The organism is Lacticaseibacillus sp. 866-1, from assembly GCF_016861825.1.
Lineage (GTDB): Bacteria > Bacillota > Bacilli > Lactobacillales > Lactobacillaceae > Lacticaseibacillus.
Map to the genome: position 1 here is coordinate 1 of NZ_BOLU01000041.1, position 11,779 is coordinate 11,779.

4 protein-coding genes and 9 tRNA genes are annotated in these 11,779 nt (G+C 55.5%); all 13 read right to left on the bottom strand.

Annotated features, from left to right (window positions below):
* Positions 1 to 247: 247 nt before the first annotated feature.
* Positions 248 to 3,916 (bottom strand): DNA-directed RNA polymerase subunit beta', encoded by a 3,669-nt coding sequence (gene rpoC, locus JUE30_RS10520; protein ID WP_203624807.1) that lies wholly within the window; start codon positions 3,914 to 3,916, stop codon positions 248 to 250.
* A 12-nt stretch (positions 3,917 to 3,928) separates the two neighbouring features.
* Positions 3,929 to 7,531: a DNA-directed RNA polymerase subunit beta gene (locus JUE30_RS10525; protein ID WP_304599175.1), complete on the bottom strand. Its 3,603-nt coding sequence runs from the start codon at positions 7,529 to 7,531 to the stop codon at positions 3,929 to 3,931.
* Between the two features lie 248 nt (positions 7,532 to 7,779).
* Positions 7,780 to 10,284 carry an ATP-dependent Clp protease ATP-binding subunit gene (locus tag JUE30_RS10530; protein ID WP_203624808.1) on the bottom strand — a complete coding sequence of 835 codons (2,505 nt, stop codon included), beginning with the start codon at positions 10,282 to 10,284 and terminating at the stop codon, positions 7,780 to 7,782.
* 64 nt (positions 10,285 to 10,348) lie between these two features.
* Entirely contained in the window at positions 10,349 to 10,816 is a 468-nt protein-coding gene (locus tag JUE30_RS10535; RefSeq protein ID WP_203624809.1) for a CtsR family transcriptional regulator, read from the bottom strand.
* Between the two features lie 127 nt (positions 10,817 to 10,943).
* A tRNA-Pro gene (locus tag JUE30_RS10540) sits at positions 10,944 to 11,017 on the bottom strand.
* Positions 11,018 to 11,021: 4 nt separating this feature from the next.
* Positions 11,022 to 11,093, bottom strand: a tRNA-Gly gene (locus tag JUE30_RS10545).
* 27 nt (positions 11,094 to 11,120) lie between these two features.
* Positions 11,121 to 11,194 (bottom strand) — tRNA-Arg (locus tag JUE30_RS10550).
* 11 nt (positions 11,195 to 11,205) lie between these two features.
* A tRNA-Leu gene (locus JUE30_RS10555) sits at positions 11,206 to 11,291 on the bottom strand.
* Between the two features lie 10 nt (positions 11,292 to 11,301).
* Positions 11,302 to 11,373 (bottom strand) — tRNA-Gly (locus JUE30_RS10560).
* A gap of 12 nt (positions 11,374 to 11,385) precedes the next feature.
* Positions 11,386 to 11,458 (bottom strand) — tRNA-Thr (locus JUE30_RS10565).
* Between the two features lie 4 nt (positions 11,459 to 11,462).
* Positions 11,463 to 11,544, bottom strand: a tRNA-Leu gene (locus JUE30_RS10570).
* 21 nt (positions 11,545 to 11,565) lie between these two features.
* A tRNA-Lys gene (locus tag JUE30_RS10575) sits at positions 11,566 to 11,638 on the bottom strand.
* A gap of 2 nt (positions 11,639 to 11,640) precedes the next feature.
* Positions 11,641 to 11,713, bottom strand: a tRNA-Val gene (locus tag JUE30_RS10580).
* Between the last annotated feature and the right edge of the window lie 66 nt (positions 11,714 to 11,779).

Below are 11,779 nucleotides of genomic sequence, written 5' to 3' on the forward strand. Positions count from 1 at the left end.
CGTTGATTCTCTTCCAATTTGATGCGAACAATCTCTGGCTTCTCATCCAATAAAAATCACCTCACCATATTTGATGAGGCAATCATATCGCCCAGAAGCTGGCATTCATATCCGGTCTGTTATTAGGTGCTTACTTTTCACCTGCATTTGGCTTATCTACTGCTGGCGCTGATCACGCCGCATTGACTGCACATAAAAAGACCCAACGCTGGCCAATGCCTGCGCTGGGTCTTTCAATGAATCCAGACTAGTCTTTTGAATCAGGTGAGTCCGTCTTAGCGGCGTCTTCAGCTTTCATCTTGGCTTCAAGGTCAGAGATCGAGTAGACGCTGTTTGAAACAGTGCCCACGGTCTTTGGCTCCATGTGACGGTAGGTGGCCATCCCAGTCCCAGCTGGGATGATCTTACCGATGATGACATTTTCCTTTAGCCCGATCAGCGGATCGTTCTTGCCGCGAATCGACGCATCGGTGAGGACACGTGTGGTTTCCTGGAAGGAAGCCGCAGACAGGAAGGAGTTGGTTTCCAGTGACGCCTTGGTGATCCCAAGGAGCACCGGCCGGCCGGTGGCAGGAATGCCGCCAGAAATCAGCGTCTTCTGGTTGCGGTCCTTGAAGTCAGCAATATCAAGCAGCGTCCCCGGCAAGATGTCGGTGTCGCCCGGATCCATGACCCGGATCTTGCGAAGCATCTGGCGCACCATCACTTCGATATGCTTATCGCCGATTTCAACCCCCTGCATCCGGTAAACCTTCTGGACTTCAGCCAGCAGGTAGTTTTCCGTGGTCAGGACGTCTTGAACCTTGATCAGTTCCTTCGGATCGATCGACCCACCGGTCAGACGGCCGCCGCGATCGACGTGGTCGCCTTCAGCAACCGCGACAGAGGACGCGTAAGGCACACTGTACGTCCGGGTGTCGGTCTTACCGTCCACCGTAATCTCACGGGTATGTTCAGCCGGATTTTCATCGATGGCAGAAACAGTCCCGTCAACTTCGGAGATGACCGCGAGCCCCTTCGGGTTACGCGCTTCGAAGATTTCCTGAACCCGGGGCAGCCCTTGCGTGATATCTTCGCCGCCGGCAACACCGCCGGTATGGAAGTTACGCATGGTCAGCTGAGTACCAGGTTCGCCGATCGACTGAGCGGCAACGGTGCCGACGGCTTCGCCGACTTCAACCTGCTCGCCAGTGGCCAAGTTGCGGCCGTAGCACTTTTGGCAAACCCCATGACGGGTGTTGCAGGTGAAAATCGAACGAATCGTGACACGTTCGATGCCGGCATCGACAATGGCTTGCGCCTTGTCTTCGTCGATCATTTCGTTCTTCTTGACGATGATCTCGCCAGAGTCAGGGTTAACGACAGACTTCGACGCGTAACGACCAACCAAGCGGTCGTAAAGCGGCTCAATCATTTCGTTGCCTTCCTTGATTGCCGAAACGACCAGGCCCCGATCGGTGCCACAGTCTTCCTCACGCACGATGACATCCTGCGCCACGTCGACCAACCGACGAGTCAGGTAACCTGAATCGGCAGTCTTCAGCGCGGTATCGGTCATCCCCTTGCGGGCCCCGTGAGTGGACATGAACATTTCCATAACGGACAGGCCTTCACGGAAGTTCGACAGCACTGGCACTTCCATCATCCCACCGTTAGGCGCAGCCATCAGACCACGCATGCCGGCAAGCTGAGTAAAGTTCGAAATGTTACCACGAGCACCGGAATCACTCATCATGGAGATTGGGTTGTTCGGGTCAAAGGCGTCGATCAGCTTTTGCTGAATTTCGTCCTTGGCGTCGTTCCAGATTTGGATGACCCGATCATGACGTTCCTGATCGGTGATCAGCCCGCGGCGGAACTGCTTGGAAACCGTCGCGACCTTCTTGTGGGCCGCATCAACGATTTCCGGCTTTTCTGCCAGTTCTGGCACGTCGGCAACCCCAACGGTCAAACCAGAATGAGTGGACTGGGTGTAGCCCAAGGTCTTCATGTCATCCAGCAGATCAGAGGTCCGCTGCACTTTGTAAACCTTGAACACTTCGGCAATGATGTCCGACAGGAAGCTCTTCTTAAACGGCTCAGTGATCGGTGCATCACGCAAGTAGGCATGAATGTCCTCGCCAGGCTTCAAGAAGTACTTGTCAGGCACACCGTTGACGATGTTGTCCTGTGTCGCAACGTTCAGGAACGGGAAGTCTTCTGGCATGATCTGGTTAAAGATCACGCGGCCGACTGAGGTCACCATGATCTGGTGACGCTGCTCGTCAGTGAATGGCTTCTTTGGCAGCGACGAAACCGCCAGGCCGATCCGGCTGTGCAGGTGCACGTCGCCGTTTTGCAAGGCCATCAGCACTTCGTTGGTGTCCTTGAAGATCATGCCTTCGCCTTCGCGGCCCTTCTGCTCCATCGTCAGGTAGTAGTTACCCAAAACGATATCCTGAGACGGGGTGACAATCGGCTTGCCGTCACGAGGGGCCAGAATGTGGTGGGCGGCCAGCATCAGCATGCGGGCTTCCGCTTGAGCCTCATCTGACAGCGGCACGTGGATCGCCATCTGATCCCCGTCGAAGTCGGCGTTGTAAGCTTCACAAACCAGCGGGTGCAGGCGAATCGACTTACCGTCAACTAAGACGGGCTCGAAGGCCTGAATCCCCAGACGGTGCAGCGTAGGGGCACGGTTTAACAGCACCGGCCGCTCCTTGATCACGTCTTCGAGCACATCCCAGATGTCCTCGTCTTCGCGGTCGATCTTGCGGCGAGCGTTCTTGATGTTGGAGGCCAGGTTGCGGGCAACCAGCTCATGCATCACGAACGGTTTGAACAACTCAAGCGCCATCGAACGCGGCAAACCGCATTGATAGAACTTCAGCGTCGGCATGACGTCGATGACAGAACGGCCGGAATAATCGACACGCTTGCCCAGCAAGTTCTGACGGAACCGGCCCTGTTTCCCTTTGAGCATGTGGCTCAGGGACTTCAGTGGCCGGTTGCCTGGCCCGGTGACGGGACGACCGCGCCGCCCGTTATCGATCAAGGCATCGACAGCTTCCTGGAGCATGCGCTTTTCGTTTTGCACGATGATGTTCGGCGCGTTCAGGTCAAGCAGACGCTTCAACCGGTTGTTGCGGTTGATCACCCGGCGGTACAGGTCATTGAGGTCGGAAGTCGCAAAGCGGCCGCCTTCCAGCTGAACCATTGGGCGCAGATCCGGTGGGATGACTGGAATGGTGTCCATGACCATCCAAGCCGGGTCATTGCCGGATTCCAAGAAAGCATCCAGAATGTCCAACCGGCGGATCGCACGGGTCCGCTTTTGGCCCTGAGCCTTCTTCAGGTCTTCCTTCAATTCGGCAACTTCCTTAGGGAGGTCGACCTTCTGCAGGAGTTCCTTGACCGCTTCGGCACCCATTTTGGCGTCAAAACCGGTCCCGTACTCGTCGCGCTTTTCGCGGTAATCACGCTCAGACAGCAGCTGCTTCTTTTCAAGCGGCGTGTCACCTGGGTCGATCACAACATAAGAAGCAAAGTAGATCACTTCTTCAAGGGCGCGTGGGGACATGTCCAAAACCAGACCCATCCGGCTCGGGATGCCCTTGAAGTACCAAATGTGGGAAACTGGTGCTGCCAACTCGATGTGGCCCATGCGCTCACGGCGCACCTTGGAACGAGTCACTTCGACCCCGCAGCGGTCACAAACAATCCCCTTATAGCGGATCCGCTTGTACTTCCCGCAGGCACATTCCCAGTCTTTGGTTGGCCCGAAGATGCGTTCATCAAACAGTCCGTCCCGCTCTGGCTTCAGTGTCCGGTAGTTGATGGTCTCGGGCTTTTTAACTTCCCCGTACGACCAACTGCGGATCTTGTCAGGCGAGGCTAGGCCGATTTGCATACTTTCAAACTTGTTGACATCAATCAAAGGGCTAACCTCCTATTTCTTAGTTTCGCCGGAAGTTGGCTGATCGGTCGCTACGTTCGCGGCGTCCTTGGCCTTCTTCTCTTCTTGCTCCTGCGCAAACTTAGCTAGGGCATCGACTGACACAACATCGTCATCGTCGTCGTCCATGTCGCGCAGCTCAATTTCATTCTTATCCTGATCCAGGACCTTCATGTCCAGACCCAGTGCCTGCAGTTCCTTGACCAGCACCCGGAATGATTCCGGGACACCAGGTTGTGGAATCTGCTCGCCTTTGACGATGGCTTCATAGGTCTTGACCCGGCCAACGACGTCATCGGACTTGTACGTCAGAATTTCTTGCAGGGTGTAAGCCGCCCCGTAAGCTTCCAAGGCCCAAACTTCCATTTCCCCGAACCGCTGACCGCCGAACTGAGCTTTACCACCCAGCGGCTGCTGCGTAACCAGGGAGTAAGGTCCAATGGAACGGGCATGGATCTTATCGTCGACCATGTGGGCCAGCTTCAGGTAGTACATGACGCCGACCGAGACCCGGTTTTCAAATGGTTCGCCGGTGCGACCATCATAGAGGATGGACTTGCCATCTGCGGCCATGCCGGCTTCCTTGACGGTTGCCCACAGGTCGTCATCGTTCGCCCCGTCAAAGACTGGGCTGGCAATGTGAATGCCCAAGTTGCGAGCCGCCATTCCCAAGTGGAGTTCCAGCACCTGCCCGATGTTCATACGGGAAGGCACACCCATTGGTGACAGGAGAATATCGACTGGCGTGCCATCTGGCAGGTACGGCATATCCTCTTCAGGCACAACGACCGAAACGGTCCCTTTGTTCCCGTGACGGCCGGACATCTTGTCGCCGACCTGAATCTTCCGCTTTTGGGTAATGTAGACCCGAACCATCATGTTCACACCAGGAGACAGCTCATCGCCGGCTTCCCGGGTGAAGATGCGGACGTCTTGAATGATGCCGCCGCCGCCATGAGGGACCCGCAGTGAGGTGTCACGCACTTCACGCGCCTTTTCGCCAAAGATGGCGTGCAGCAGACGTTCCTCAGCGGACAGCTCTGTGACCCCTTTAGGGGTGACCTTGCCGACCAGAATGTCGCCGTCGCGAACTTCAGCCCCGATGCGCACGATCCCGAATTCATCGAGATCCTTCAGCGCATCTTCGCCGACGTTCGGAATTTCACGCGTGATTTCTTCAGGCCCGAGCTTGGTGTCGCGGGCTTCAGATTCGTACTCCTCAATATGAATCGAGGTGTAGGCGTCGTCCTTGACCAGCTTCTCAGACAGCACAATCGCGTCTTCGTAGTTGTACATGTTCCATGTCATGAAGGCGATAACTGGGTTCTGGCCCAAAGCCAGCTCTCCATTCTCCATCGCTGGGCCATCGGCGATGATTTCGTCTTCGTCGACTTTGTCACCCAGACGCACGATCGGCCGCTGGTTGTAGTTCTTGCCGGCGTTCGACCGCTGGAACTTCATGAGTTTGTAAGTGTCTTGCGCGCCGTCATCGCGGCGGATCTTGATCACCTTGGCGTCGACATACTCAACGGTACCGGCGTGCTCAGCAAGCACGGCGATCCCGGAGTCGTGAGCCGCCTTGTATTCCATCCCGGTCCCAATCAGTGGGGCGTGCGGGTTGATCAAAGGTACAGCCTGACGCTGCATGTTGGCACCCATCAGCGCACGGTTCGAGTCGTCGTTTTCCAAGAACGGAATGCAGGCCGTCGCGACCGCGACAACTTGCTTAGGCGAAACGTCCATGTAGTCGATGTGGTCAGCAGTCGTTTCAATGTTGACATCCTTCGACCGGGCCAGAATCGCGTCTTCGGCAAACGAGCCGTCGTCGTTCAACTTGGCGTTGGCCTGAGCGACAACATAGTTATCTTCCTCGTCAGCGGTCAGGTAATCGATTTTGTCGGTGACTTTATGCGTATCCCAGGACACACGGCGATAAGGGGTTTCGATGAACCCATACTTGTTGACCACCGCGTAAGACGCCAGACTATTGATCAGCCCGATGTTTGGGCCTTCAGGCGTTTCAATCGGGCACATGCGACCGTAATGTGTGTAGTGTACATCACGCACTTCGTAGCCGGCACGGTCACGCGTTAAACCACCAGGCCCAAGGGCAGACAGGCGCCGCTTATGCGTCAGCTCGCCCAGCGGGTTCGTCTGGTCCATGAATTGAGACAGCTGTGAACTGCCGAAGAATTCCTTGACCGACGCAACCACTGGCCGAATGTTGATCAACTGCTGCGGGGTGACCGTGGCGGCGTCTTGGATCGACATCCGCTCGCGGACCACACGCTCCATCCGAGACAGGCCAATGCGGAACTGGTTCTGCAGCAATTCACCCACGGAACGGATCCGACGATTACCCAAGTGGTCGATATCATCGGTTGAGCCGATGCCTTCCTGAAGGTTCAGGAAGTAATTCATCGACGCAATGACATCGGCTGGCATCAGGTGCTTGGCCTTCGGATCGATGTGACCGTTGCCGATCAGCTTGACCTCTTTCTCCGGGTTAACTTTCGAAAAGACCTTCACGACCTGCACGGTCATCGGATCAGTGACCACCCCTTGGTCGGACGGCTGGTAAGTGACGGTCTTGAAATCGTCACGATCTAGATAGCCGCCAAGCGTGTCCATAACGTGGCGATCGATCTTGTCGCCCTTTTGCGCGATGACTTCACCGGTATCTGGATCCGCCAGCGTTTCTGCCAAGGTCTGGCCAAGGAGGCGAGTCTTCAGGCTCAGCTTCTTGTTGACCTTGTAGCGGCCGACAAAGGCCATGTCGTAGCGCTTCGGATCAAAGAACCGGGCGTACAGCAAGGACCGTGAAGAATCGGCAGTCTTCGGCTCGCCTGGACGTAGCCGTTCGTAAATATCCTTCAACGACTCGTCGGTACGCGAATCGTCGGTGTTCTTGTGAACATCCTTTTCCAGTGTCAGCATCAAGGAATCGTTGTCGCCAAAGATATCCAAGATGTCCTGGTCGGCGCCAAAGCCGAGTGCGCGCACCAGCTCCGTCATTGGAATCTTGCGCGTGCGGTCGATCCGCACATACGCCAGATCCTTGGCGTCGGTTTCGTATTCAAGCCAAGCCCCGCGGTTTGGGATCACCGTGGCACCATATGTGACACGCGAGTTCTTGTCGGTGGCGCTGTTGTAGTAAACGCCAGGACTACGGACCAACTGAGAAACGATAACTCGCTCAGCGCCGTTAATGATAAACGTGCCTTGCTTGGTCATCAGCGGGAAGTCGCCAAAGAACACGTCCTGACTCTTGATCTCGCCAGTCTCGTGGTTCGTCAAGCGCAAGGTGACGTGCAGCGGCGCCGAATAGTTAGCGTCGTGTTGACGCGCTTCATCAACGGTATATTTTGGTTCCAGCAACTGATAATCAACATATTCCAAGGACAGTTTGCCCTGGAAATCTTCGATCGGCATGATGTCGTCGAACATTTCCTTTAAGCCTTCGTCAAGGAACCACTGATAGGAGTTGGTCTGGATCTCGATCAAGTTAGGCAGATCGAGAACTTCTTTGATGCGGGAATAGGAACGGCGAGTGCGGTGTTTGCCGTAATTCACTAAGTGTCCTGCCAAATTGTTCACCCCTCATTGGATTTTTCGGCCATCTTGACTGTAAATTTAATGTAACGATTGTTAAATTTAGAATACAGTCGGTGGTTAGCGGACGTTTTGAGCAAAAAAAAACGAAAAGCAGACGATGATTCACACCGGTACTACTTTTACGTTTTTATATGTCACGACGGACAATAGATCGCCGCAACTGATGTCCTAGCCGAAATGCAATTGCACTAATGTTACCTCGTTTAGGACGGCTTGTCAATCTCCCCTGATTACGCGTGGACCGGCTCTTTGGCCTTTTGCGCGGGCTGCTGGCCCTTCTTAATATGGAAGGTCAGCTTGCCTTTCGTCGCGCCGATGGTAATCGTGTCCCCTGCGCTGGCCTGGCCGGTCAACAGAAGTTCGGACAGCTGATCCTCAACGTCACGCTGGAGTGCCCGGCGAATCGGCCGCGCCCCGTACTCCGGATCAAACCCTGCCTTGGCAACGGCATTGATGCCAGCTGGCGTGATTTTGACCGTGATGTCCTGATCGCTCAGGCGGTGCAGGACTTGCTTGGTCATGATCTTAACGATCTCATGCAACTCTTTTTCCGTCAGACTGTGGAACACGACGGTTTCGTCGATTCGGTTCAGGAACTCCGGCCGGAACGCCTTCTTCAGCTCTTCCAGCATCCGCGACTTCATGGACTTGAAGTCCTGGGTTGGACTTTCCTTACCAAAGCCCACTGCCTTGTCGTCTCGCAGCGAGGTCGCCCCAATGTTGGACGTCATGATCAAAATGGTGTTGCGGAAATCGACCCGCCGGCCCTTTGAATCGGTGAGGAAGCCATCGTCTAGGACCTGAAGCAAGATATTGAAGACGTCTGGGTGGGCCTTTTCGACTTCATCCAGCAGCACGACGGAGTATGGTTTGTTACGCACCTGCTCGGTCAGCTGGCCGCCTTCGTCGTACCCGACGTAGCCAGGGGCCGCACCAATCAGCCGACTAGTGCTGTACTTCTCCATGTATTCAGACATGTCGACCCGGATCATGGCGTCTTCTGCGCCAAACATTGCCTCAGCCAGTGCCTTGGCGAGTTCGGTTTTGCCGACCCCAGTCGGGCCGAGAAACATGAACGACCCGATTGGCCGCGTTGGGTCCTTGAGGCCACTGCGCGCCCGGCGGATCGCCCGCGAAACGGCAGACACTGCTTCGTCTTGCCCAACGACGCGCTCATGCAGGACCTTCTCCAGGTTGACCAGCCGCTCGGATTCTTTCTTCTGCAGCTGGGTGACCGGCACGCCGGTCCACTGGGACACCACTTCGGCCACGTCTTCCGGACCCACCTTCACGTCGGTCCGCACGCCGTTGGCATCCACTGGCTCAGGCGCCGCGTCAATCTTGGTCCGCAGCTTCTGCTCTTTTTCACGGATCGTTGCGGCAGTTTCGAAGTCCTGATGCATGATGGCATCGTCCTTGGCCTTGACCGTTTCCTTCAGCTGCTTTTGCAGCTTATCGGCCTTGGTTGGGCGATCCGCCTCATCCAAGCGCACCTTCGCCGCACTTTCGTCCATCAGATCGATGGCCTTGTCGGGCAAAAAGCGGCCGGAAATATAGCGACTGGACAAGGAAACGGCCTCGTGCAGCGCCTCGTCGGTGATGGTGACCCCGTGATGCGCCTCGTAGCGCGGCCGCAGCCCCTTGAGAATCTGTTCGGCCTCCGCCTCACTTGGCTCCTCAACAGTGATTGTCGCAAACCGCCGCTCGAGCGCAGCGTCTTTTTCGATGTACTTCTGGTACTCATCCAGCGTCGTTGCACCGATCAGTTGCAGTTCGCCGCGCGCCAGTGACGGCTTCAAAATATTGCTGGCATCGATTGCACCTTCAGCGCCGCCCGCCCCGATCAGGGTGTGCAGTTCGTCGACAAACAGGATGACATTGCCGTCTTGATAAATCTCATCGATGACTTTCTTGAGCCGATCTTCAAACTCGCCGCGATACTTAGTGCCTGCGACCAACGAGCCCATGTCGAGCGCCATCAAGCGCTTGTTCTTCATGTCGTCCGGCACTTCCCCGGCGACGATCTTCTCGGCAAAGCCCTCGGCAATCGCCGTTTTACCGACGCCCGGTTCCCCGATCAGCACCGGGTTGTTCTTGGTACGCCGGGCCAGGATCTGAATCAGCCGACGGACTTCCTTGTCGCGGCCAACCACTGGATCCATGCGGTTTTCGCGCGCCAGTTGGGTCAGGTCACGCGCCAGGCCATCAAGCGTTGGCGTCCCCTGACTGGCCGGCCGACCGCCGCGCGGTGCGCCAGCGGCCCCGCGGTGCTTAGCTGCGGCGTCTGAAATGCCCATTTTCTTCAAAACCAGCTGCCGAGTTTTAGCGAGGCTAAGATCCAGGTCCTGCAAAATGCGGGCTGCCAGGATGTCGTCTTCGCGCAAGAGCCCCAGCAGAATGTGCTCGGTCCCGATTTTAAGGGCGCCGAGGCGCTTGGCTTCATCGCCGGCAAAACTCAGGATTTCTTTGCCCTTCGGTGAGTAGGGCAGATAAGCATCCTTGCTCTGACTGCCTTCGTCAACCGTCCCATAGCCGGTAAAGCGTTCAATTTCATCATGAATATCTTGTTCGGAAATGCTGAGCTGACGCAGCGTCTTGCCGGCGATCCCCTCTTGCTCCATGACGAGCGCCATCAGCAAGTGCTCCGTTCCCACGGCATGGTGGTGGAAGTACTTGGCTTGTTCCTGTGCAATCATCAGTACATTTTTTGCACTTGGGGTAAATAAGTTGTCCATAAGCACGCTCCCTTTGATAACTTCAAATCTGCTCAGCAAACATTAAAAACAAATTAATTGGGTTCTATCTTTCATACCGCAAACTGTCGAGAAAAGCAAGTAGCAGTCGTGCACGCAAGGTCTCTTCCGCCTCACGGTCCCCCATGTTCAAAGTCTGGTGGCTCAGCACGGCCAGCATCATGTTGCCTGACTGCCGATCGATCAAATCGGCGTCGTACAGCTGTTGGATCAGTGCCTCCCCATCCCGCTCCCGAAGCAGCTGCGGGATATTTTGGGCCATCAACGAGATTAGGTCCTGATCGTCTCGCAGGTGCACCTTGAGTATGCGAATATAGCCACCCCCGCCGCGCTTGCTTTCAACCACGTATCCGCGCTGAGGGGTGAAGCGGGTCTTGATCACATAATTGATTTGGGACGGGACGCAATTGAAGTGCTGGGCGATTTCAGCGCGGCTGATTTCGACCTGCCTCGAGGAATCGAGCATGGCTTTCAGATAATGTTCGATCACATCGGAAATGTTTTGTCCTTGCATTCGCTTCACCCTTTTTGACTTTGACTAATCTTGACCTTAATTATACTGGTTCTCAGCGAAAAAGCCAGCACCGTTCACCGCGCCTGAATACACAAAAAAACTGATGTCGACTGACATCAGTTGCAGATCGGGAAAACAAGATTCGAACTTGCGACCTCTACGTCCCGAACGTAGCGCTCTACCAAGCTGAGCTATTTCCCGATGAAGCGGAAGACGGGATTCGAACCCGCGACCTCCACCATGGCAAGGTGGCGTTCTACCACTGAACTACTTCCGCAATGCAATTGCCGGGAGGAACCCGGGATGCACCCAGTAGGAGTCGAACCTACAACCTTCTGATTCGTAGTCAGACACTCTATCCAATTGCGCTATGGGTGCATAAAATGTAATGCCGAGAGTCGGGTTCGAACCGACACGGTAATCACTTACCGCAGGATTTTAAGTCCTGTGCGTCTACCAGTTTCGCCATCCCGGCAGCTCGTGAAAGCGGAAGACGGGATTCGAACCCGCGACCTCCACCATGGCAAGGTGGCGTTCTACCACTGAACTACTTCCGCAAACTGGTAAGATGCCGACTAGAGGGTTCGAACCTCCGACCCCCTGTTTACAAGACAGGTGCTCTGCCAGCTGAGCTAAGTCGGCGTAATGCGGGTGAAGGGACTCGAACCCCCACGGTATTAACCACTAGAACCTAAATCTAGCGCGTCTGCCAGTTCCGCCACACCCGCAGATGAAGAACCTAATGGAAATGAGCCGTGACAGGCTCGAACTGTCGACCCTCTGATTAAAAGTCAGATGCTCTACCAACTGAGCTAACGGCTCAATGGAGGATACAGGGCTCGAACCTGTGACCCTCTGCTTGTAAGGCAGACGCTCTCCCAACTGAGCTAATCCTCCATCAATATAAAGCGCGGCAGCTTCCTACCCTCGCAGGCAGTCACCCACCAACTACTCTCGGCGTAG